The sequence below is a fragment of the Actinomycetospora soli genome (assembly GCF_021026295.1).
Taxonomy (GTDB): Bacteria; Actinomycetota; Actinomycetes; order Mycobacteriales; family Pseudonocardiaceae; genus Actinomycetospora; species Actinomycetospora soli.
Genome location: NZ_JAJNDA010000015.1, coordinates 32841 through 54590 on the forward strand (window position 1 = coordinate 32841; position 21750 = coordinate 54590).

Annotated in this window: 24 protein-coding genes; 16 read left to right on the forward strand and 8 right to left on the reverse strand. The window is 76.8% G+C overall.

From position 1 onward, the window contains the following. Positions 1-15: 15 nt before the first annotated feature. A complete protein-coding gene (locus LN037_RS22405) occupies positions 16-2406 on the reverse strand; it encodes a penicillin-binding protein (RefSeq protein ID WP_230757106.1) in 2391 nt (796 codons plus the stop codon). 231 nt (positions 2407-2637) lie between these two features. Between LN037_RS22405 and LN037_RS33800 the strand changes: the two genes are divergently transcribed. Beyond that, the gene (locus tag LN037_RS33800) at positions 2638-2988 is read left to right on the forward strand and encodes a WhiB family transcriptional regulator (protein WP_230757109.1); all 351 of its coding nucleotides are present in this window, start codon (positions 2638-2640) and stop codon (positions 2986-2988) included. A gap of 37 nt (positions 2989-3025) precedes the next feature. Here LN037_RS33800 and bagB read toward each other — a convergent pair whose 3' ends face one another. Beyond that, positions 3026-4186: an ATPase BagB gene (bagB, locus tag LN037_RS22415; protein ID WP_230757111.1), complete on the reverse strand. Its 1161-nt coding sequence runs from the start codon at positions 4184-4186 to the stop codon at positions 3026-3028. Further along, positions 4176-5228, reverse strand: coding sequence for an ATPase BagA (gene bagA / locus LN037_RS22420; protein ID WP_230757116.1), 1053 nt, complete (start codon positions 5226-5228; stop codon positions 4176-4178). Before bagA ends, bagB begins: the two co-directional genes overlap by 11 nt. A gap of 179 nt (positions 5229-5407) precedes the next feature. Between bagA and sp36 the strand changes: the two genes are divergently transcribed. Genes sp36 through LN037_RS22445 form a run of 5 tightly spaced genes read left to right on the forward strand, consistent with a single transcriptional unit; the run spans position 5408 to position 9997 of the window. Then, positions 5408-5569: a Sp36 family protein gene (sp36, locus tag LN037_RS22425; RefSeq protein ID WP_179796080.1), complete on the forward strand. Its 162-nt coding sequence runs from the start codon at positions 5408-5410 to the stop codon at positions 5567-5569. Beyond that, positions 5566-6024: a RidA family protein gene (locus LN037_RS22430; protein ID WP_230757119.1), complete on the forward strand. Its 459-nt coding sequence runs from the start codon at positions 5566-5568 to the stop codon at positions 6022-6024. The genes sp36 and LN037_RS22430 overlap by 4 nt, the downstream gene beginning before the upstream one ends. 47 nt (positions 6025-6071) lie before the next feature. Then, positions 6072-6791: a hypothetical protein gene (locus tag LN037_RS22435; RefSeq protein ID WP_230757122.1), complete on the forward strand. Its 720-nt coding sequence runs from the start codon at positions 6072-6074 to the stop codon at positions 6789-6791. Continuing rightward, positions 6784-9177 carry a hypothetical protein gene (locus tag LN037_RS22440; RefSeq protein WP_230757125.1) on the forward strand — a complete coding sequence of 798 codons (2394 nt, stop codon included), beginning with the start codon at positions 6784-6786 and terminating at the stop codon, positions 9175-9177. Before LN037_RS22435 ends, LN037_RS22440 begins: the two co-directional genes overlap by 8 nt. 34 nt (positions 9178-9211) lie before the next feature. Then, entirely contained in the window at positions 9212-9997 is a 786-nt protein-coding gene (locus LN037_RS22445; RefSeq protein WP_230757128.1) for an MBL fold metallo-hydrolase, read from the forward strand. A gap of 75 nt (positions 9998-10072) precedes the next feature. Here LN037_RS22445 and LN037_RS22450 read toward each other — a convergent pair whose 3' ends face one another. Then, positions 10073-10747: a Crp/Fnr family transcriptional regulator gene (locus tag LN037_RS22450; RefSeq protein ID WP_026204588.1), complete on the reverse strand. Its 675-nt coding sequence runs from the start codon at positions 10745-10747 to the stop codon at positions 10073-10075. Between the two features lie 232 nt (positions 10748-10979). Beyond that, positions 10980-11261 (reverse strand): hypothetical protein, encoded by a 282-nt coding sequence (locus LN037_RS22455; protein ID WP_230757130.1) that lies wholly within the window; start codon positions 11259-11261, stop codon positions 10980-10982. Positions 11262-11375: 114 nt separating this feature from the next. Between LN037_RS22455 and nth the strand changes: the two genes are divergently transcribed. Genes nth through LN037_RS22475 form a run of 4 tightly spaced genes read left to right on the forward strand, consistent with a single transcriptional unit; the run spans position 11376 to position 14636 of the window. Further along, a complete protein-coding gene (nth, locus tag LN037_RS22460) occupies positions 11376-12125 on the forward strand; it encodes an endonuclease III (RefSeq protein WP_230757133.1) in 750 nt (249 codons plus the stop codon). Beyond that, complete coding sequence (locus tag LN037_RS22465; protein WP_230757136.1) at positions 12122-12751, forward strand: TlpA family protein disulfide reductase; 630 nt, start codon at positions 12122-12124, stop codon at positions 12749-12751. The genes nth and LN037_RS22465 overlap by 4 nt, the downstream gene beginning before the upstream one ends. Then, positions 12748-13440: an NUDIX hydrolase gene (locus LN037_RS22470; protein ID WP_230757138.1), complete on the forward strand. Its 693-nt coding sequence runs from the start codon at positions 12748-12750 to the stop codon at positions 13438-13440. Before LN037_RS22465 ends, LN037_RS22470 begins: the two co-directional genes overlap by 4 nt. Beyond that, positions 13437-14636 carry a MarP family serine protease gene (locus LN037_RS22475; RefSeq protein WP_230757141.1) on the forward strand — a complete coding sequence of 400 codons (1200 nt, stop codon included), beginning with the start codon at positions 13437-13439 and terminating at the stop codon, positions 14634-14636. Before LN037_RS22470 ends, LN037_RS22475 begins: the two co-directional genes overlap by 4 nt. 32 nt (positions 14637-14668) lie before the next feature. Here the strand turns inward: LN037_RS22475 and LN037_RS22480 are convergent, their stop codons facing one another. The 3 genes from LN037_RS22480 to LN037_RS22490 all read right to left on the reverse strand — a co-directional run bounded on the left by LN037_RS22480 (position 14669) and on the right by LN037_RS22490 (position 16583). Continuing rightward, a complete protein-coding gene (locus LN037_RS22480) occupies positions 14669-15529 on the reverse strand; it encodes an alpha/beta fold hydrolase (RefSeq protein ID WP_230757143.1) in 861 nt (286 codons plus the stop codon). Positions 15530-15582: 53 nt separating this feature from the next. After that, the gene (locus LN037_RS22485; protein ID WP_230757146.1) at positions 15583-16074 is read right to left on the reverse strand and encodes a phage holin family protein; all 492 of its coding nucleotides are present in this window, start codon (positions 16072-16074) and stop codon (positions 15583-15585) included. 131 nt (positions 16075-16205) lie between these two features. Continuing rightward, complete coding sequence (locus LN037_RS22490) at positions 16206-16583, reverse strand: peptide chain release factor-like protein (protein ID WP_230757148.1); 378 nt, start codon at positions 16581-16583, stop codon at positions 16206-16208. Positions 16584-16699: 116 nt separating this feature from the next. Between LN037_RS22490 and LN037_RS22495 the strand changes: the two genes are divergently transcribed. The 6 genes from LN037_RS22495 (at position 16700) to LN037_RS22520 (ending at position 21744) form a co-directional block, all read left to right on the forward strand. Then, positions 16700-17440: an oxidoreductase gene (locus LN037_RS22495; protein WP_230757151.1), complete on the forward strand. Its 741-nt coding sequence runs from the start codon at positions 16700-16702 to the stop codon at positions 17438-17440. A 108-nt stretch (positions 17441-17548) separates the two neighbouring features. Further along, complete coding sequence (gene ssd / locus LN037_RS22500; protein ID WP_230757154.1) at positions 17549-18634, forward strand: septum site-determining protein Ssd; 1086 nt, start codon at positions 17549-17551, stop codon at positions 18632-18634. A gap of 211 nt (positions 18635-18845) precedes the next feature. Continuing rightward, entirely contained in the window at positions 18846-20108 is a 1263-nt protein-coding gene (locus LN037_RS22505) for a TadA family conjugal transfer-associated ATPase (protein ID WP_230757157.1), read from the forward strand. Further along, a complete protein-coding gene (locus tag LN037_RS33805) occupies positions 20105-20911 on the forward strand; it encodes a type II secretion system F family protein (protein ID WP_230757158.1) in 807 nt (268 codons plus the stop codon). The genes LN037_RS22505 and LN037_RS33805 overlap by 4 nt, the downstream gene beginning before the upstream one ends. Then, positions 20908-21489 carry a type II secretion system F family protein gene (locus LN037_RS22515; protein ID WP_230757160.1) on the forward strand — a complete coding sequence of 194 codons (582 nt, stop codon included), beginning with the start codon at positions 20908-20910 and terminating at the stop codon, positions 21487-21489. Before LN037_RS33805 ends, LN037_RS22515 begins: the two co-directional genes overlap by 4 nt. 42 nt (positions 21490-21531) lie before the next feature. Beyond that, on the forward strand, positions 21532-21744 hold the full coding sequence (locus LN037_RS22520) for a DUF4244 domain-containing protein (RefSeq protein ID WP_230757163.1): 213 nt from the start codon (positions 21532-21534) through the stop codon (positions 21742-21744). Positions 21745-21750: the final 6 nt, after the last annotated feature.

The following is a 21750-nucleotide window of genomic DNA, read 5'->3' on the forward strand; positions in this document are numbered from 1 at the left end:
CCGATCCTCCGTGTCTCAGCCGCCGGGCGCCGGGCCGACCGCCGGGGCCGCCACGGCACCCGGTGGCGGGGGCGGCGCGGGCACGGTGCCGCTGGCGACCTGCAGCGTGATGGCCTGGTCGGGCAGCGCCGACCCGCGCGGGGACTGCCCGACCACGGTACCGGCGGGTGCGCGGTTCGCGACCGAACTGCGCACGACCGTGAACCCGGCGTCCCGCAGGGTCTGCTCGGCCGCGTCGACCTGCTGGCCGGTGACCTCGGGGATCTGCTCGTTCGTGCCGCCCTGCACGTAGCGCGGGTCCGTCGGCGGCAGCGGCTGGACCGGCGTGGGCCCGACGATCGGGTTCATGGCCTTGTACCAGGTCCGCGCCGGCGTCTTGCCACCGAAGATGTTGCCGTCGGAGCAGGCGAAGGGCGGGGAGTCGCCCCCGCCGTCGCACAGCGGCCGCGGCGACGACGAGTCGTCGAAGGTGATCACCGCGCCGGAGATGCCGGGGGTGAAGCCGAGGAACGCGGCCGACTTGTTCTGCTGCGTGGTGCCGGTCTTGCCGGCCATCGGCCGGGTCCAGCCGTTCTCGGCCGCGGCCGCCGCCGAGGTCCCGCCGGGCTGGTCGTCCTTGCTCATGCCGTTCATCAGCGTGTCCGCGAGCGTCGGCGGGACGACCTGCTCGCAGGGCTGCTCCGAGACCGGCACCGCGGCACCGTCGGGACCGGTGATCCCGACGATCGGCGTCGGCGGGCACCACTTCCCGCGCGAGGCGAGGGTGGCGCCGACGTTCGAGAGCTCGAGCACGCTGGTGGGCGTGACGCCGAGGGTGAACGAGCCCTGGTTCTGCTCCTTGGCGATCTCGGCGATCGACTTGCCGCCGTTGCCCTGCGGCTCGGCGAGCGAGCGCATGCCGAGCTTGACCGCCATGTCGACCACCGGGGCGACGCCGGTGTACTCCATGAGCTTGACGAAGCCGGTGTTCGGCGACTGCGCGAGGGCGTCGGTCATCGAGAGCACCGGCGAGTAGCTGCCCGCGTTGCGGACCGGGAACGGGTTGCCCTGCCCGTCGCGGTAGATCGGCGACGCGTAGCCGTCCGGCGGGATCTGCATCTGGTAGTTGATGCCGAGGCCCTTGTCGAGCGCGGTCGCGGCCGTGAACACCTTGTAGACCGACCCGGCGCCGAGGTTGACCGGCTCCCAGGGCAGCCCGTAGCTGGTCTCCAGCGCGGCCCCGTCGACGCCGAACACGCGGTTCGAGCCCATCGCGGTGACCTCGTGGCGGTCCTGGCCCGGCGCGACCGCCGCCATGACGTCGGCGACGTTGCGCTGCTGGGCCGGGACCTCGTTGCGCAGCGCCGTCGTCATGGCGGTGAGCGCGGTCCGGTCGAGCGTGGTGCGGATCGTGTAGCCGCCGCGGTTGAGCTGCTCGGTCGAGAGCCCCGCCTGTCCGAGGTAGTCCACGACGTACTTGCAGAAGAACGCCGCGTCGCCGGCGCCGATGCAGCCGTTGGCGGGCGGGGCGGCGCTGCTGACGCCCAGCGGGCTCGCGGCGGCCTCCTGCGCCTGCTGCGGGGTGATCATCCCCTGCAGTCGCATCTGGTTGATGACCTCGTTGCGCCGGCCGGTGGCGGCCTGCGGGTGCGCGACCGGGTCGAACTGCGCCGTCGACTGCACCATCCCGGCGAGCATCGCGGCCTGCGGGATCGTCAGGCGGTCCGGCGTGGTGTTGAAGTAGGTGCGCGCGGCGGCGCCCACGCCGTAGGAGTTGTTCCCGAGGAACACGATGTTGAGGTATCGCTGGAGGATCTCGTCCTTCGCCTCGCGCTTCGAGGTGCCCTCGGCGAGCTGGCGCTCGAGCTGCAGGGCGACCCGGACCTCGCGCAGCTTGCGGGCGTAGGTCGCCTCGGTGGCCTTGAGCCGCTCCGAGGCGCTCCGCGCGGTGACGTAGAGCTGGTAGTTCTTGATGTACTGCTGGGTGAGCGTCGAGGCGCCCTGCTGGGTGGAGCCCGCGGACTGGTTGGTCACCAGGGCGCGCAGCGTGCCGGTCCAGTCCACGCCGTCGTGCTCGTAGAACCGGCGGTCCTCGATCGCGACGATCGCGGCCCGCATCGTCGGCGAGATCTGCTCCAGCGGCGTGTTCTGCCGGTTCTGGTCGTACAGGTAGGCGATCGGGGCGCCCTGCCGGTCGGTCACCGTGGTGACCAGCGGCAGCTGCCCCGCGGCCAGGTCCGACGAGGTGGCGCTGACGGTGTCGCTCGCGTCGTTCGAGATCAGCCCCACGCCGCCCACCAGCGGGAACGTGATCCCCGCGAGGATGAGCCCGGCGACCAGGCAGAGCCCCAGCAGTCGCGCCAGCGGGCGTGCCGCGACGCCGCGTCGGCCGCCGTCGTCCGGGTCGGTTCCCGTTCCCCCAGTCATCGGCGTCCAGGTTACTGGCCGCGTGGTGTGGTTCGTGCTCCCCGCGTGGCCTGGGGGTGTTCACACGCCAGATCCGGTTCCGGCCTTGGTCGATGGAACCGTTCGCTCCTAGAGTGCGTCGGAGCCCGTGAAGGGGCGTGCGCACGGCCGGCGGGGCCGGGCGCACCGGTGGCGGGGGCCGGGTCGGTCCCCGACGCCGGGAGCCGTGGGGCCACACGAGGGCGGGATGACGTGGACGACGAGGCGGGCACGACGAACTGGCGGCACGAGGCACGGTGCCGCCACGAGGACCCGGACACCCTGTTCGTGCAGGGTGCCCAGCAGCGCGACGTGCGGGAGGTGTGCCGGGCCTGCCCCGTGCGCACCGAGTGCCTGGCGCACGCCCTGGACAACCGGATCAAGTTCGGAGTGTGGGGCGGCATGACCGAGCGGGAGCGCCGGGCGCTGCTGAAGCGCCGCCCCGACGTCGTGTCGTGGTCGGCGCTGCTCGAGGCCGCCCGCCGGGCGGCCCTGCGCCCGCAGGAGCCGGCGCCGCAGCCCCGGACCGCCCCCGAGCCGCCCGCGCACCGTCGCGTGGGCTGAGCGGGTCGACCCGGACCCGACCCGACCCGGCCCGCCGTCAGGAACCGAGAAGGTCCCCGATGGCGCGCAGGCCGGCGAGGTCGTGCACGTCGGTCGCCATGGCCGGTACGTCCACGATCGGCACGGTCGGGTGCGCGCGGGTGAAGCGGGCGAGGACGCGGCGCTCGCGCTCGGCGGTCTCCACCCGGTCGGCGTGCAGGCGCAGCACGGCGGCCGTGGTGGCGTCGCCCCGCGCGGCCTCCAGCGCCTCGGCGCCCTCCCGCGCCCGGGCGCCCGAGAGCGTCGCGTGCACCGGGTGCGTCCGGTTCAGCACCATGCCCGCCAGCGGCATCCGCTCGGTGCCGAGCCGCTCGACGAAGTAGGAGGCCTCGCGCAGGGCGTCCGGCTCCGGCGCGGCCACGACGACGAACGCGGTGCCCGGGGCCCGGAGCAGCTGGTAGGTCGCGTTCGCGCGCTCCTGGAAGCCGCCGAACAGCGTGTCGAAGGCCTGCACGAAGGCCGAGGCGTCGGCGAGCATCTGGCCGCCCAGGATCGTCGAGACGGCCTTGGCGAACAGGTTGAACGTCGAGCCGACGAGCTTGCGCAGGGCGCTGCCACCGGCCCGGGCGGGCGCGGAGAGCAGCCGGATCATCCGGCCGTCGAGGAACGACGACAGCCGCTGCGGCGCGTCGAGGAAGTCCAGCGCGGAGCGCGACGGCGGGGTGTCGACGACGATCAGGTCCCACCGGCCGGTGGCCGCGAGCTGTCCGAGCTTCTCCATGGCCATGTACTCCTGCGTCCCGGAGAAGGACGAGGAGATGGTCTGGTAGAAGGGGTTGTCGAAGATCGCCTGCGCCCGGTCGGGCGTGGTGTGGCCGGAGACCATCTCGTCGAAGGTCCGGCGCATGTCGAGCATCATCGCCTGCAGTTCGCCGCCCGCGGCCGAGTCGGCGCCGGGCACCACCCGCGGCTCGTTGTCGAGCTCCTCGAGCCCCATGGACTGGGCCAGGCGCTTCGCGGGGTCGATGGTGAGCACCACGACGCGGCGCCCGCGGCCCGCGGCCCGCAGCGCGAGCGCCGCGGCGGTCGTCGTCTTGCCGACGCCGCCCGAGCCGCAGCAGACGACCACGCGGGTCGCGCGGTCGTCGATCAGGGCGTCGAGGTCCAGGTGCTCCGGACGGCGACCACGCCCGGCGTCGGGAACGGTCTCAGCGGTCATGGCGCACCCCCTGCTCGCGCAGCAGCTCCGCGAGCTCGTAGAGCCCGCCCAGGTCGACCCCGTCGGCGAGCTCGGGGAGCTCGATCTGCGGCATGCCCGCGGCGTCGAGCCGCGACCGCACGCCGGACTCGACCGCGAGCCGGTCGGTGTGCTCGGAGACCTCGGTGAGCAGCCCGCCCACCTCGTCGTCCTTGAGGAAGAGCCCGGCGGCCTCGAGGCCCGCGCGCAGACCGCCCTCGTCGACCCGGTCGGACACCGGCAGCCGCGCGGGCCGCACCCGGTTCACCATGATCGCGCCCGGCGGGAGGTTGGCCTCCGCGAGCTCGGCGACGGTGTCCAGGGTCTCCTGCACCGGCAGGTCCTCGAGCTGGGAGACGACGTGCACCACCGTCTGCGGCGAGTGCAGCAGCGCGACCACACCCTCGCTCTGCGAGCGGATCGGTCCGGTGCGCGCGAGCGTCCCCATCGCCTTCGTGACGTCGAGGAACTTGACCACGCGGCCGGTGGGCGGCGCGTCGAGGACCACGGCGTCGTAGAGCGGCTGCCGCGACCCGCGGCCGCGGCGGTCCTCCCCGACCGTGCGCCCGACGCACTCCTTGACCTTGCCGGTGAGCAGCACGTCGCGCAGACCGGGCGCGAGCGTCGTCGCGAACTCGACCGCGCCCATGCGGCGCAGGGTCCGCCCGGCGAGCCCGAGGTTGTAGAACATCTCGAGGTACTCGAGCAGGGCCTCCTCGGCGTCGACCGCGAGGCCGCGGACCTCGCCGCCGTCCGGGGCGACCGCGATGCGCTGCTCGGCGTAGGGCAGCGGCGGGGTGTCGAAGAGCTGGGCGATGCCCTGCCGGCCCTCGACCTCCACGAGCAGGGTGCGGCCGCCGCCGGCCGCCAGGGCCAGCGCGAGGGCGGCGGCGAGCGTGGACTTGCCCGTGCCGCCCTTCCCGGTCACCACGTGCAGACGTGCCCCGGCGAGGGCGTCCGGCCACCGCTCGACGCCGGCCTCGTCGAAGAGACCGCCACCTCCGGACTGCCGCTGATTGCTCACGGCGACCAGCGTAGGACCGTGCCCGCCGGGGCGCGGGCCCCGGCCGGAGGGGCTGGGTCACACCGGTCCCCGGGCGCGGTCACCGTCCGTGCGCGCGGGGTCCCCGCCGGTGGGACGGGGCGGCGTCCGGATCGGGGCGCGGCCCGGAGTGTCGGGGTGGACATCTACCCTCGGCGTCCATGAGTGCCCAGACGTGGGAGTACGCCACCGTCCCCCTGCTGACCCACGCCACCAAGCAGATCCTCGACCAGTGGGGTTCCGACGGCTGGGAGCTCGTCACCGTGCTCCCCGGTCCGACGGGCGAGCAGCACGTGGCCTACCTCAAGCGACCGCTGTCGTGACGAGCCCGACCGCGCGGCTCGCGCAGCTCGGCGTCGAGCTGCCGCCGGTCGCCCCGCCGAAGGGGATCTACGTCCCCGCGAAGCGGGTCGGCGCGCAGGTCTGGACCTCGGGGCAGCTCCCGCTCGTCGGCGGCGAGCTCCCCGCGACCGGGCTGGTCGGCGCGGACGTGTCGGTGGACGACGCCGCGGCCTACGCCCGGATCGCCGCGCTCAACGCGCTGGCCGCGATCGACGCGCTCGTCGGGCTGGACGCGGTGGCCTCGGTCGCCAAGATCGTCGGCTTCGTGGCGTCCGCGCCCGGGTTCGGCGGCCAGCCCCAGGTGGTGAACGGCGCCTCGGAGCTGATGGGTCAGGTCTTCGGCCCGGCGGGCGAACACGCCCGCTCGGCGATCGGGGTGGCGGCGCTGCCGCTGGGCGCCCCCGTCGAGGTTGAGGTCGTCGTCGACCTCGCGTGAGCTGGTGACGAGTGCCGCGGACCGCCGCGGCGGTAGGGGGTAGGGACGTGTCGAGCACGGGCCGCGACGCCGCGGACGCCGCGGACATCACGGGCACCGCCGGCGGCAGCCGGCCCGGCGCCCGCGCGTGCCACGACCTGCTGGTCGCGCTCGCCGGCCGCGTCCCCGACCACGCGCTCTGGCGGCTGCGGGACTGGCTGGCCGCCGGGGCCGACACCGCGCTGCGCACCGCGGTCCCGCGCACGCTGCTGCGGCACCGGGTCGGGGTCACCGACGCCGAGCGCGAGCTGCTCCGCGACGCCGTCTCGGCGTGGCGCGGCTCGTCGCGCCTCGTCGACGCCGTGCTGCACGCCGAGGTCGCCCCGGAGCCCGCCCCGGCCTTCACCGACCCCGGCGCGGCGGCGTGGGACGCGGCCGACCTGGTGCTGCGCGCCGTGGTGCCGGCGGCCGGCGACGTCGGGGAGGTCCGCCGGGCGTGGCGCTCGGGCGGCCCGCGGGTGGTGCTGGTGAGCGCCGCCGGCGATCTCGCCGCCCTCACCGGCATCGTGCAGCGGGCCCTGCGCGCCCACGGCGACGCGGCACCGTGCGTCGAGGTGATCGGCGCCGGCACGCCCACCACGGGCTACCACCGCGCGGCGCTCGCTGCCTCGGACGTCCTCTGGCGGGCGGGCGGGTCGGCGGCGCACGACGCGTCCGACCACGCCCGACTGCCGGACCCCCGCTCGGGCGTCCCGTCGTCACCCCCGGAGCTGGTGCGCCATGGCTGAGGCCGGAGTCCCGCGTCCCGACGGGCCGCGCCCCGAGCGCCCCGAGGTGCCCGAGCGGCCCGGACGGACCCGGGGCGGTCGGGACCCGGTCGCCCTCGCCGCGTGGCGTCGCGTCGCCGAGCAGCGGCGCCGGTCCGCGGGCGGCGCGGAGGAGCCGGTCGACGTGCCACCCCACGACGAGCCCGCCGCGCGCGTGGACGTGCCCGAGCCCGCCCTCCCGGCCCCGCCCGACACCGCCGACGACACCGACGACGCCGACTCCGCCGACGACGCCGTGGTGCTGCGCGACCACGCGGCCGACGCCCCCCGGGAGGCCCCGGCGGCCCGCGCCGGGGACCCGGCCGCGCCGACCGAGCGCCGCCGTCCCGACGACGGGCCGCCCGCCCCGGGCCGGCTGCACGAGGTGCTGCTCGGGCTCGCCGGCCGGATCGACGACGACGCCCTCACCGCGGTCCGCGAGATGGTCGCGGCCGAGGACGACGCCGAGGCCGCCGAACTGCTCGGGGGCTGTCTGCTCGCCGACGAGGTCGGGTTGAGCTCCGACGAGCGCGCCGTCCTCACGCCCTGGTTCGCCGCCGCGCGGGTCGACCCGGACCTGCTCGCCGGGCTCCCCGCCGACCCCGACGCGCTGCGGCGCTCCGGCCACCGCTTCGTCCCGACGACGGCGGGGGCGGTCCCGGCCGCGCCGCTCGCCCGGGCCGCCCGGCGGCTGTCCGGCGTCGTGTCGGTGCGCGAGAGCTGGCGGGTGACCCCCGCCGGCGCGGCGCCCGGACCGGTCCCGCACCGCGTGGTGCTCGTCGAGACCGCCGAGCCCGACGACTGCGACCACGTCGTCCACCACCTCGCGCACGCCGCGCGGGGACTCGGCGGCACCTCCGTCGAGGTGTTCGCCTCCGGCATCACCCTGCCCGCCTACCACCGCGACGCCCTCGCGGCGGCCCGCCCGCTCGGCACCACCGACCCGCTGCCCACGCGCACCCCGGACGTCGTCCGTGAGGACGGGGAGACCTGGCGGACGGTGGCCGACGCGGGGACGTCCCGCGTGGGCCCGCCGCCGGTCGAGCCGCCGGTCGAGCTCCCGGAGCCCGCACGCCCCGCCGTCGGGGTCGAGCCGCCCGTCGACGAGCCCGCGGCGGCCGCGCCGCCGGCCGTCGAGGAGCCCGAGGCCGCGCCCGAGACCTCGATCGACGACGACCTCTCGCTGACCGCCCGCCGGATCGCGGCCCTGTGGGCGCGCCCGGTCCCCGAGGACTTCTCGGCGCCGCTGCCGCCCGGGACGCTCGAGGCCACCCGCCTCGAGCCCACCCTTCCCGACGACGGGTCGGTGCCGGTGGACGGGCCCGACGTCCGGCCCGAGGCCCTCCCCGACGGCGCCCCGGACGTTCCCGCGGTGGACAAGCCGGTCGTCGACGGGACGGTCGGGCGCCACGGCCGGGCCCCCGAGGGCGACCCCGGGACGGACGCCTTCCTCGCCCGTCCGCCGCGCCCCGCGCCGGCCGCGAACGGGCACCACCTCGGCGAGCACCCGTCGCCCGACGCCGACGAGGTCCCCGGGGACCCGACCCCGCCCGAGGGCACCGCGCTCGGCGTCGACGGTGACGGCGACCGGGTCCCCCGCGCCCGGCACCGCGGGGCCCGCCCCGAGGACACCGGGCCGCCCACGCCGTTCGGGCACGACGCGCGCTACGGCGCCGGGCCCGGCCCCGCGTGGTCCGGCGCGCCCGTCACGGGCGACCGTCCCGGCCCCGACACGATCTTCACCTCGCCCGTGGAGATCGGCGAGGAGCCCGTGACGCTCGGGACGAACGGGCACCGGCACGACGCGGTGCCCGTGACCCGACCGGAGCCCGAGGAGCCCGCGACCGGCCCCGTCGCCTGGGCCGCGGCACCGTCGACGGACACCGCGCCGACCCGCCGGGAGGGCCCGGCGCCGCACGCGGGCGGCGACGTCGCCCCGCCGTGGGCGGCCGACGCGCCCGCCTGGCCGCAGGAGCAGGCGCCGTGGACCCCGCCGCCCGCCGCGCCCGCCCCACCGGCGCCGCCCGGGCCGTCGGGACCGCCCGGGCCGTCGGGTGCGTCGGGGCCCTCGGGGCCGGAGGCCACCGGCGCGTGGTCGCCCGACACCGACGACTCCGTCGCCCAGCTCTCCGACCGCGAGCGCGAGCTGCTGGCGCGCCTGCACGAGGAGCTCGCGCAGCGGGAGCGGGCCGAGGGCGCCGACCCGTTCGCGGGTCCGGCGGGTCGGCCGCAGCCACCGCAGCCACCGCAGCCACCGCAGCCGCCCCGTCCGGCCGGCCCTCCGCCGGAACGACGCAACGGGCAGGGGCCGTACCCGGGCCGGACCAACGGCCACGGCCTGCCCGGCGGGCCCGACCCGGCGTCGTGAGCCGGGACGCGTCGGGCCCTCTAGGGTCCTCGACGTGTCCGACACGCACCCGGCGTACGAGGTCCTGCGTCCCGTGACCGAGGCGGCGGGGGTGGTCCTCGCCGACAACCCCTCCGGCATGACGCTGGACGGCACGAACAGCTGGATCCTGCGGGCGCCCGGCCACCGGGGCTGCGTCGTCGTCGACCCGGGTCCGGACGACCCGACGCACCTGGAGCGGCTCTGGGAGCAGGGCCCGGTCGAGCTCGTCCTGCTGACCCACCACCACCTCGACCACTCCGAGGCGGCGCGCACCTTCGCCGGGCTGACGGGCGCACCGGTGCGCGCGCTGGACCCGACGCTGTGTCTCGGGGCCGAGGGGCTCGGCGCGGGGGAGGCCCTCGGGGCGGCGGGCCTGGACATCCGGGTGCTCGCGACGCCGGGCCACACCACCGACTCGCTGTGCTTCGTCATCGACGGGGACGGCTCGGTGCTGACCGGCGACACCGTGCTCGGCCGCGGGACGACCGTCCTCGGCGACCACCACGGCGCCCTCGGCGACTACCTGACCTCCCTGGAGCGCCTCGCCGGGCTGCCCGCGGGCACGACCCTGCTGCCCGGCCACGGGCCCGACCTGCCCGACGCCCCGCAGACCGCGCGGGACTACCTCGCCCACCGCGAGCAGCGGCTCGACCAGGTCCGGGCGGCGCTGCGGCAGCTGCAGGCGGACCCGGAGCCGCGGCAGGTCGTCGAGATCGTCTACGCGGACGTGGACGAGTCGCTGTGGCCGGCCGCCGACATGTCGGTCGCGGCACAGCTGGAGTACCTGCGGGAGACGTAGCGACCCCCGGACGAGCGAAGGGCACTCCCGCGCACCGGAGGCTGCGGGAGTGCCCTTCGCTGCGGAGCAGGGGCCCTAGCGGGCGCGACGCGCCAGGCGGTCCGGCTCGAGGATCAGCACGCTCTTGCCCTCGAGGCGCAGCCAGCCGCGGGCGGCGAAGTCGGCGAGCGCCTTGTTGACGGTCTCGCGGGAGGCGCCGACGAGCTGGGCGATCTCCTCCTGCGTGAGGTCGTGCGTCACGCGGAGCAGGCCCGCCTCCTGGGACCCGAAGCGCTGCGCGAGCTGCAGCAGCGCCTTCGCGACGCGGCCGGGCACGTCGGTGAAGATGAGGTCCGCGAGGAGGTTGTTCGTGCGGCGCAGCCGGCGGGCGACCACGCGCAGCAGCTGCTCGGCGATCTCCGGGCGCTGCGCGATCCACTCCTTCAGCGCGGTGCGGTCCATCGAGTAGGCCCGGACGTCGGTGACGCACGTGGCGGTCGACGTGCGGGGGCCCGGGTCGAAGATGGACAGCTCGCCGAACATGTCGGACGGACCGAAGATCGACAGCAGGTTCTCGCGCCCGTCCGGCGAGCGACGGCCGATCTTGACCTTGCCGCTCTGCACGATGAACAGGCGGTCACCGGGCTCGCCCTCGTTGAAGATGACGGTGCCCCGCGGGAACTCGACGCGATCGAGCGACTCCGTCAACACCTCGATGGCGGCGGGATCCACGCCCTGGAAGATCCCTGCCCGCGCCAGTACCTCGTCCACCGTCGTCCGCTCCTCGCCGACTCTTGAGACCCCCACGGGCCCGGGCATCCTGCCCCCGGAACTCCGCTGTGTCACCAGTCACGTCTGCCGCAAGTCTAATCGCGTGCATGGTCATGATCACGCAGCACGCGGCCGACGATCCCCGGATCTAGCCCTGTTCCGTCGTCGTCCGCGAGCAGTACCCCCCGAATGGACGACACTACTCGCCGATCGTGACGCCGCTGGGTGAGCGTCAGACGCCCGTCGTGCTCTGGCCGGACGGCTCGGACGTCCGGGTCCCGCGGCGGGTGGGCCCGCCGCGCTTGCCGAGGTTGCGCAGCCGGAACAGCGTCAGCGCGCCGCCGATGCCCTGGCGGAACAGGGCCTTCACCTCGTCGGGCCGAGCGCGCTCGAGGAAGTCCTCGACCTCGTCCTCACGGACGGTGCCCGCGCGCAGTCTCGTCTCCAGGCGCTCCATGCCCAGGGCGAAGACCATGATGAGCAGGGGGATGAGGATCGCGATCCAGGCGGTCATGGTGTCCCGCATCGTCCCGCACCCGCGGGCGGGGACCGGCACCGGGGGTGCCCCGGCGTGTCGCGGGTGCTCCCGGGCCGCCACGGTGTCGGGGGTCTTCTCTACCCTGGTCGAATGACCTCGGGCGCCCTCAAGCCGGGAGAGACGCACCTCGGCCTCGTGCGGCGGGCCCGTCGCATGCACCGCGCGCTCACGGCCGCCCACGTCGACGCGCACTGCGAGCTCGACTTCACCTCGCCGCTGGAACTGCTCGTGGCCACGGTGCTCTCGGCGCAGACCACGGACGTGACCGTCAACCGTGTCACCCCGGCCCTGTTCGCCCGCTACCCCGACGCGCCGGCCTACGCGGGCGCCGACCGCACCGAGATGGAGGAGATCCTCCGTCCCACCGGGTTCTACCGGGCCAAGACCAACTCGGTGATCTCGCTCGGGCAGGCGCTCGTCGAGACGTTCGGCGGGGAGGTCCCGGGGCGGCTCGAGGACCTCGTGACGCTGCCGGGGGTCGGCCGCAAGACCGCCAACGTCGTGCTCGGCAACGCCTTCGGCGTCCCCGGCATCACCGTCGACACGCACTTCGGGCGCCTGACCCGCCGGTGGGCGTGGACCGCCTCGGAGGACCCGGTCCAGGTGGAGAAGGAGGTGGGGGAGCTCATCGAGCGCAAGGACTGGACGATGCTGTCCCACCGTGTGATCTTCCACGGCCGCCGCGTCTGCCACGCCAGGAAGCCCGCCTGCGGCGCCTGCTCGATCGCGAAGGACTGCCCGTCGGCCGGGATCGGCGAGACCGACCCGGTGAAGGCGGCGAAGCTGGTCAAGGGCCCGGAGGCCGACCACCTCCTGGCCCTCGTCGGTCTCGAGCGGTGACGCGCACGGAGGTCGGCTCGACCCTGCTGGTGCTCGTCCTCGTCGTCCTCGGCGTCGTCGCCCTCTGGCCGCGCGACTCGGATCCCGGTCCCGACGCCGGGTCGGCGCCGGCGAGCAGCGTGTCCGCCGCCGACCCGCAGGCGCTGGCCGATGCGCGGACCCGTGCCGGGCTCGCGGAGTGCCCCGCGCCCACCGGTCGGCCGGCGGCCGGGCCGCCGCTGGCCGGGTTGACCCTGGAGTGCCTCGGGGCGCCCGGGTCGGTCGACCTGGCGGCCGCGCTGCCGGGCCGGGTGACGCTGGTGAACCTCTGGGCGTCGTGGTGCGGGCCGTGCCGCGAGGAGATCCCGGCGCTGACCGCGTACGCCGCCCAGCCGGGCGCCGCGGCCGTGCTCGGCGTCGACGTGGCCGACGACCCGACCGACGCGCTCGCCCTCCTCACCGCCCTCGGCGCGCGCTACCCGTCGGTGTCCGACCCCGACCAGGTCGTCGGACGCCGCCTCGGCGCGGCGCCGGTGCTGCCCGCGAGCCTCGTGGTGCGCGCCGACGGCACCGTGGTGCCGTTGCCGCCGCAGGTGTTCGCGACACCCGAGCAGGTGCGGGCCGCCGTCGCGAGGGCGGCCGCGTGAGCCCCCTGCTGCACCCGGAGGCCGCCCCGGAGTGGCTGCGCGGCCTCGTCGACGCCTGCGGGCGCGTGTCGCCGGACGACGTGCCGTTCCGGCGGCGTCCCGGCGGGAACGGCCGGGAGGCCGCCGTCGTGCTGCTCTTCGGCGACGACGGGCCGGAGCCGGACGTCGTGCTCACCGAACGCGCCGCCGACCTGCGCTCGCACGCCGGCCAGGCCGCCTTCCCCGGTGGGGGCGTCGACCCCGCCGACGGGACCGGGCTCGACGGGCTCGTGACAGCCGGGCTCCGCGAGACCGAGGAGGAGATCGGCGCCGACCCCGCCGGCATCGTCCCGCTGGCCACGTTGCCCCCGCTGACGATCCCGGTGTCCGGCTTCGCGGTGACCCCGGTGCTGGCGCACTGGGCGACGCCGATGCCGATCGGCGTGGTCGACCCGGGTGAGACGGCCGCCGTGGTGCGGGTGCCGCTCTCGGAGTTGACCGACCCGGCGCGGCGCTTCACGGTGACCTCGCCGGGCGGATACCAGGGTCCGGCCTTCACGGTGCGGGGACTGCTCGTGTGGGGCTTCACCGCGGGCGTGCTCTCCTGGGTGCTCGACCTCGCGGGGTGGACGATCCCGTGGGAGCGCAGCGACGTACGCGATCTCGGCGAGGCGTGGGCCCGTCGGCACGAGGGGGAAGCGATCCGATGAGCTGGGTCGACATCGTCGTCGTGCTGCTCGCCGTCGCCGCGGCCATCTCCGGCTGGCGGCACGGGCTCGCGGTGGCCGCCCTGTCCTTCCTGGGCGTCATCGGCGGCGCGCTGCTCGGGCTGAAGCTCGCGCCGCTGGTGGTCGGCGCGTTCGACGGCGACACCAGCCGCGTCGTGGTCAGCGTGCTCATCGTCATCGCGCTCGTCGCCCTCGGCGAGACCCTCGGGGTCTACCTCGGGCGTGCGGTCCGCGACCGGATGCGCCTGGGGGCGGTCCGCACGGTCGACTCGACGTTCGGCGCCGTGCTGCAGGCCCTGACCGCCCTCGTCGTCGCCTGGCTGATCGCGCTGCCGCTCGCGTCGTCGTCGAACGTGGCGCTCTCCTCGGCGCTGAAGAACTCCGCGGTGCTCTCGACCGTCGACTCGGTGATGCCGACGCCGCTGCGCGCGCTGCCGAACGAGCTGCGGGCGATGTTCGACGCGTCGGGCTTCCCCGACGTGCTCTCGCCGTTCTCCCCGACGCCCGGGGTCGCCGAGGTGGCGCCGCCCGACGAGGGCCTGGTCCGCGACCCGGTGGTGCAGCGGGCCCGTGCGAGCGTGCTCAAGATCCGCGGTCGGGCCCCGTCGTGCTCGCGGGCCCTCGAGGGCACCGGCTTCGTCATCGGCCCGGAGCGGGTGATGACCAACGCGCACGTGGTCGCCGGCACCAACGAGGTGTCGGTGGAGGTGCCGCGCTCCGGTGGCGGGGCCGACACCGAGGCCGCGCGGGTCGTCTACTACGACCCCGAGGTCGACGTCGCCGTGCTCGCCGTCCCCGGTCTGGAGGCGCGGTCGCTGCCGATCCAGTACGCGGGCGCCGACACCGGCGACAACGCCGTGGCGCTCGGCTACCCGCTCGACGGCCCGTTCTCGTCGAGCCCCGCGAAGATCCGCCAGCGGATCCAGCTGCGCGGCCCGGACATCTACGACTCCCAGACCGTGACCCGCGACGTCTACACGATCCGCGGCACCGTCAAGTCCGGGAACTCGGGCGGGCCGCTGGTCAACCCGCAGGGCGAGGTGATCGGCGTGGTGTTCGGCGCGGCCGTCGACCAGGGCGACACCGGCTTCGTGCTCACCGCCGACCAGGTGCGGTCGGCGCTGAACGCGGCGCAGTCCTCGACCGCGCGGGTGTCGACGGGGAGCTGCGCTTCGTGAGTAGTTCTGACGGTGATAGCCGTCAGAACTACTCACAGGCGACGGAGGAGCACCTCGCACACGTGCCGCGGGGCCTCCTGGTGCGGGAAGTGCCCGACGCCGGGCACCGTGACCACCTCGTGGTCCGGCGCGAAGCGTGCCGAGTCGTGCACCACGTCCGCCGGCACCCACGGGTCGGCCGCGCCGCGCAGGTGCAGCACGGGCACCTCGACGGGCCGGGCGAGGGCCGCGGCGAACCGTGACCCGTCGGGGCGGGCCTGCGAGCGCACGGCCCAGCGGAAGTACTCCAGCGAGCAGTGCGACGTGCGCGGCGTGAGCAGGGCCGCGGCGTGCCGGGCGGCGACCCCGGCGAACTCGGGGCTCGCGGGCCAGGCCGCGCCCGCACCCGCCGTCAGGAAGGCGCCGGCGGCCGCCGCGCGGTCGCGGCGCAGCGAGCGCTCGGGCAGGCGCGGGAGCTGGAAGAAGGCGACGTCGCGCAGCGCGCGGGTCCAGCGCCACGGACGGCGGCGGACCGCGCGGCGCAGCGCGAGCGGGTGCGGGGTGGCGACGACCGCGAGCCGGGTGACGATGCGCGGGTGCAGGGCGGCCAGGGTCCAGGCGACGGCGCCGCCCCATCCGGCGCCGACGACGGTGGCGCGGCGGGCCCCGAGGGCGGGCACCAGCCCGGCGACGTCACCCGCGAGGGTCCAGAGGTCGTACCCGCGCGGGGGCCGGTCGGAGCCGCAGTAGCCGCGGAGGTCGACGGCCACCGCCCGGTGCCCGGCCGCGCCGAGCGCCGTGAGCTGGTGGCGCCAGGACCACCAGAACTCCGGGAACCCGTGCAGCAGGAGCACCGGGTCGCCCGTGGCGGGACCGCACTCGGCGACGTGCAGCCGGATGCCGTTGGCGGACACGCTGCGGTGCCGCCACGGCCCGGCGAGCGCCGCCGGGTCCTCGTGCCGGTGGTTCAGCGCCGCTCGGCGACGGTCGACGGCGAGGCGTCCGACCGGCCGCGGCGCAGCGCCTCGACGGACTCCTTGGCGGTCTCGATGGTGCGCTGCGGCGCCTGGATCTTGCGGACCTTGAGGTAGCCGAGGAGCCCGGCGATGCCCGCGATGACCAGCATCAGCACGAAGACGACCGCGAAGCCCGCCCACCGCTGCGACGGCCAGATGAGGTTGAACGCCTCGGCCGCGGCGAAGAAGAAGAACCACAGGCTGAACAGGGCGACGACACCGGCCAGCACGAAGAAGATGCTGCCCTGCACGCCCTTCTTCACCTCGCCGGTGATCTCCTGCTTGGCGAGTTCGACCTCCGCACGCACCAGGGTGGAGACGTGCGTGGTCACCTCCTTCACCAGCGCTCCGACCGACGCGTCGCCGTTCTGGCGGGCCGGTTCGGCGTGGAGCGGGATGGAGGGCACCACGGGCGGGCCTCCGGGGGACGACGGCGAGGTCACGGGCCCTCCTGGCGGGTCGGGTCGAGCGGGGGCACATCGTGCCACGACCACGCCGAGGGCGATCGGTGACACGGCAGCACGGCCCGTGTCTTCCCGATCATGGCGTCGTCCAGTCCTGCAGTTGACGCTGCTTACTCGGACGGGGCGCGCCGCAACGCCTTGCGGTCGGACCGGCGGCGCTTGTCCTCCAGGCGGCGCAGCTTCGCGCCCCGGCTGGGACGCCGGGCCCGGCGCGACGGCGGGTCGGGCCGCCGGGCGTGCTCGATCCGCTCGACGGCGCGGGCCAGGGCGGCCTCGCGGTTGCGCAGCTGCGAGCGGTGCTCGGACGCCGTGACGTGCAGCACGGGGCCGAGGCGCTCGACGAGCCGGTCGTGGTCGGGCAGCGCCGTGAGGTCGACGACGAGTTCGACTCGGGAGTCGGTGGTGTTCACGCCCTGCCCGCCGGGCCCCGAGGACCGGGAGAACCGCCAGGTCAGGGCACGCTCGGGCAGCAGGTCGGTGCTGTCCATGCCTCCAGTGTGCTCGGTGTGTCGAGCCGTTAAGCACCTTTCGGTGCCAGCAGTGCGTCACTGCTTGCACCCAGTGACAGGACAGGCTGCTCCGTCGACCTGGGACGATGGAGCGCATGACCGCCCCGACCACCGACCCGCTCGCGCCGCTGCTCGACCTGCCCGGCGTGGCCGAGGGCGCCGAGTCGATCCGCCGGCACGTCGAGGGCGTGCACGGGCACCGCACGAACCGCCGCGGCTGGCCGACCACGGCCGCCGAGGCGAGCGTCCGCGCCGCCCGCGCCTCCGCCGCGCTCGACGGCGGGTCGGCCGACCTCCCCGAGGACGGTCCGGTGACCGACCCGGTGCTCGCCGGCTCCCTGCGTGTCGCCGAGGCGCTCGGCGGACTGCTCCCGACGTGGCGCCGCGCCCCGCTGCAGGCGCTGGCGAAGCTGCACGTGCTCGCCGCGACCGACCGCGTGCCGGAGTCGGAGCTCGGTCGGCCCCGGGTCGGCCCCGAGGTGGGCGCCCGGCTCGACGGGCTCGCGGGCCTCGTCGTCGGCGGCACGTCCGTGCCCGGACCGGTCCTCGTCGGCGTCGTCCACGGCGAACTCCTCGCCCTCGCGCCGTTCGCGGTCGGCAACGGCGTCGTCGCCCGCGCGGCCGCACGGCTCACGGCGATCAGCACCGGCCTGGACCCGAAGGGCCTCGTGATCCCCGAGGTCGGTCACCTGCGGGCGCAGGCCGAGTACGTCGCCGCGGCCGAGGGCTTCGCGACGGGGACCGCCGACGGCCTCGGCCGCTGGTTCGCCCACGAGGTGACCGCCTGGCGCACCGGCGCCAAGGAGGCCACGGGCATCGCCGACGCCGCCGGGTAGGCCGTCCGGCCCCGCGCTCCGTCCCCACCGGCACCGCGGGTGCGACCTGTCCCCAGCCCGGGGTGCACCGGCACCCGTCGTCGGGACGATCACCGCACCCTGCGGGGTGTGGACGGACGACGAGTGATCCTGCTGTGCGACGACGAGGACCTGGCCGACGACGCGGTGCGCGTCGCGGCGGCCGCGGGTGCCGACCTGGAGCGGGTGCCCGACGCGACGGCGCTGCGTCGGCGGTGGTCGGGCGCGGCGATGGTGTTGCTGGACGAGCGCGGCGCGGCCGCGGTGGGCGCCGCCGCGGCCCGACCGGGGCGCCGCGACGGCGTGGTGGTGCTCTGCCGGGGCGAACCGCCGGGCACCGTCTGGGAGCGCGCGGTGGCGGTCGGCGCCGAGCACGTCGTCTCGCTGCCCGAGGGGGAGGACTGGCTGGTCACGGCGCTCTCCGACGCCGGAGGGGGCCTTCCCGACGGCGGGTCGGGGCGGGTCGTGTGCGTCATCGGCGGCCGCGGCGGGGCGGGCGCCTCGGTGCTGGCGGCGGCGGTCGCGGTGCGCGCCCGGGACGGCGGCGCCCGCGTCCTGCTGGTCGACTGCGACCCGCTGGGTGGCGGGCTGGACCTCGTCGTGGGTGCGGAGCAGGTCGACGGCCTGCGGTGGCCCGGGCTGGCGCTCGGGGGCGGACGGGTGGCCGCATCGTCCCTGCACGAGGCCCTGCCGACCGCCGGCGGGCCGCTCACCGTGCTGTCCTGCGACCGGCACGGACCCGGACCGGCACCGGACGCGGCGGTCGCCGTCGTCGAGGCCGGACGACGGGCGGGCGACACCGTCGTGTGCGACCTCCCGCGCCACCTCACCGACGCGGCGGCCGCGGTCCTGGCGGTGGCCGACCTGACCGTGCTGGTGGTGCCCGCCGAGGTCCGCGCGACCGCAGCGGCGTCACGGGTGGCGCGACAGGTCGCCGAGCACGGCGCCACGGTGTGCGTGGTGGTGCGGGGGCCGTCGCCGGGCGGGCTGGCGGGTGAGGACGTCGCGGCCGCGCTGGGGCTCGAGGTCCTCGCGTCGGTGGACGCGGAGCCGGGGCTGGCGGCCGCGATGGACCACGGGACGGTGCCGGGCGTCCGGCGCGGTCCGCTGGCCGACGCGGCGGGCGCGGTGCTCGACGCCCTCGACGCGAGCGGGGGTCCGTCGCTGGCGGCGTGACCGACCGCGTCCTCGACCCGGCTCCCCGTGGGGGAGCCGGGTCGTCGTCGTGCCCGGGTCGCGTGGCGTTCGGAGCAGCGGTCCGTCCGCACCGGCAGCCGCGTTCCCGGTTGTCCACAGAGCACTGATCGCCGGTCGCCTGCGGCGCGCGTGCTCGGGCAGCGTCGTCGGTGTCGATCACGGGATCGGGCGGCGTGGGGAGGTGCGGGGGATGGCGGACGGCGGGGTGCCGGACCTGGTGGAACGGGTCCGGACGCGGCTCGCGGCGGCGGGCGGCGAGGCGGGGGTGGCGGAGCTGGCGGCGGCGGTGCGGGCGGAGGCGCGCGGGGTGGTGGGGGACGCCGACGTCCTCGCCGCGGTGCGCACGCTGCAGCGCGAGTTCGTCGGAGCGGGGCCGTTGGAGCCGCTGCTGCGCGACCCGGCGGTCTCCGACGTGCTGGTGACCGCGCCCGACGCGGTGTGGGTCGACCGGGGCGCGGGGCTGGAGCGGGTGGCGGTGTCGTTCGCCGACGAGGACGCGGTGCGGCGGCTCGCGCAGCGGTTGGCGGCCGCCGCGGGCCGGAGGCTGGACGACGCGAGCCCGTACGTCGACGCCCGCCTGCCGGGCAGCGGGGTGCGGCTGCACGCGGTCCTCCCGCCGGTCGCGGCCGACGGCACGTGCGTGTCGCTGCGGGTGCTGCGGCCGGCCCGGCACGACCTCGACGCGCTGGAGGCCGGCGGCACGGTGGACGCGCCCGGCCGGGCGCTGCTGGAGGCCGTGGTGGCGGCGCGTCTGGCGTTCCTCGTGGTCGGCGGCACCGGGTCGGGGAAGACGACCGTGCTCAGCGCGCTGCTCGCCCGGGTGCCGGCCCACGAGCGGATCGTCGTGGTCGAGGACGCCGAGGAGCTGCGACCGGCGCACCCGCACGTGGTGCGGCTCGTGTCGCGCCCCGCGAACGTCGAGGGCGCGGGCACGGTGCTGCTGCGCGACCTCGTGCGGCAGGCCCTGCGGATGCGGCCCGACCGGCTCGTGGTGGGCGAGGTCCGCGGCGCCGAGGTCTGCGAGCTGCTCGCCGCCCTCAACACGGGCCACGACGGCGGGGCGGGCACGGTGCACGCCAACTCCCCGCGCGAGGTCCCGGCGCGGCTCGAGGCGCTCGCCGCGCTCGGCGGCATGACGCCGCCCGCCCTGCGCAGCCAGATGGCGGCGGCCGTGCAGGCCGTCCTGCACGTCCGGCGGGTGCCCGACGGGCGGCGGGTCCTGGAGGCGGTCGGGGTCCTCCGGCGCACCGACGGCGACGCCGTGACGGTGGTGCCGGCGTGGGACCGCGCGGACGGGTGGGCCGTGGGCCGCGCCGACCTGGGCGCCATGCTCGCCGAGCGGGGCGTCGACGCGCCGTGGTGCGCGGCCCCGCCGCGGCGCGCCCCGACGTCGGACGTCGCCGCCCGGCCCCTGCTCGCCGGGGTCGCGGACCTGCGGTCGGTGTCGGCGTGAGCGGCCCCGTCGCACTCGTGCTGGGGGCCGCCGCGCTCCTGGTCTGGCCGGGCTCGCCCGCGCCGGGCCGGGTCCGCGCCCTCGTCGCCGGGCCGCCGTCGGCAGGGCCCGTCCGCCGTCCGCCGCTCGTCGCGGTCGCGCTGGTCGGCCTCGGTGTCGTGGTCGTCGTCGCGGGGGTCGGCGGGGCCGTGGCGGTCGCCGTGGTCGGCACGGTGCTGGGACGGGCCCGTCACGCGCGGCGCCGCGACACCGACCGCCGGGAGGCGGTCGCCGGGTTCGCCGAGGGGCTCGCCGGGTTCGCCGCGGACCTGCGGGCCGGACACCCGCCCGCCGCGGCCGCCGGGGCGGCGGCCCGGGACGCCCACGGGACCTGCTCGCGGGTCCTGACCGCCGTCGAGGCGACCGCCCGGCTCGGCGGCGACGTGCCGGTGGCCCTGCGCGGGCTCGCCGCGACGGAGCCGCTCGTCGAGCCGCCCGTCCGTCGGCTCGCCGACGCGTGGTCGCGCGCCGACCGCCACGGCATCGGGCTCGCCGCCCTCGCCGAGGCGCTCGCCGACGACCTGCGCGCCCGCACCCGGTTCGAGGGGCGGCTCGGGGCCCAGCTCGCCGGTCCCCGCACGACGACGGCCGTGCTCGCGGGGCTCCCCCTCGTCGGCCTGCTCCTCGGCCAGGCGCTCGGGGCCCGCCCGTGGGCAGTGCTGACCGGGACGGCCCTCGGCCAGGGACTGCTCGTCGTCGGGGCGGTGCTCGTGGCCGTGGGGCTGGAGTGGAGCGCGCGACTCACCGCCCGGGTCGTCCGGTGAGCGCCCTCGTCCTCGGGACGCTGCTGCTCGCCGCGGCCCTGCTCGTCGCGCCCGGCCCGGTCGACGCCGCACGGCGGCTCGTCGCCCTCGACCGACGCGCCGTCGTGCCCGGGCCCCGGAGCCGTCCGGAGCGACCGGACCCGTGGCGGGAGGCGGGCGGCTGGGACGAGCTCGCGGCCTGCCTGCGCGCCGGGTTGTCCCTCGACCGTGCGGTCCGGGCGGTCGCGGAGTCCGCCCCGGCGGCGACCGCGGCGGCGCTGACGCGGGTCGCCGACCTCGTCGCGCTCGGCGCCGATCCCACCGCGGCCTGGGCCCCGGCCCTCGACGAGCCGTCGACCGCCCGGCTCGCCCGCGCGGCCCGCCGGTCGGCGCGCAGCGGCGCGGCGGTCGCCGAGGTGGCGGCGGCGGTCGCGGCCGACGTCCGCGCCGAGGCCGCCGAGGCGGTCGCCGCCCGGGCGGAACGCGCGGGCGTGCTCGTGGCCGGGCCGCTCGGCCTGTGCTTCCTGCCGGCCTTCCTGGCGCTGGGGATCGCCCCGGTCGTCATCGGGCTGGCGAGTCCGCTGCTGGAGCGGACGTGAACGCCGGCGCCCACCCGGGGCCCCGGACGGAAGGAGAACACCATGGAGAACCCCACGACCGTGATCGCGCTGCTGACGGCCCGACTGACGGCCCTGCTGCGGTCGGACGAGGGCATGTCGACGGTCGAGTACGCGGTCGGCCTCGTGGCCGCGGCGGCCTTCGCCGGCCTGCTCATCGCGATCGTCAACGGCGGAGCCGTCATGGACGCCCTGACCGGGCTCGTCGAACGGGCCCTGGCACCCGGCGCCGGCTGATCGCCG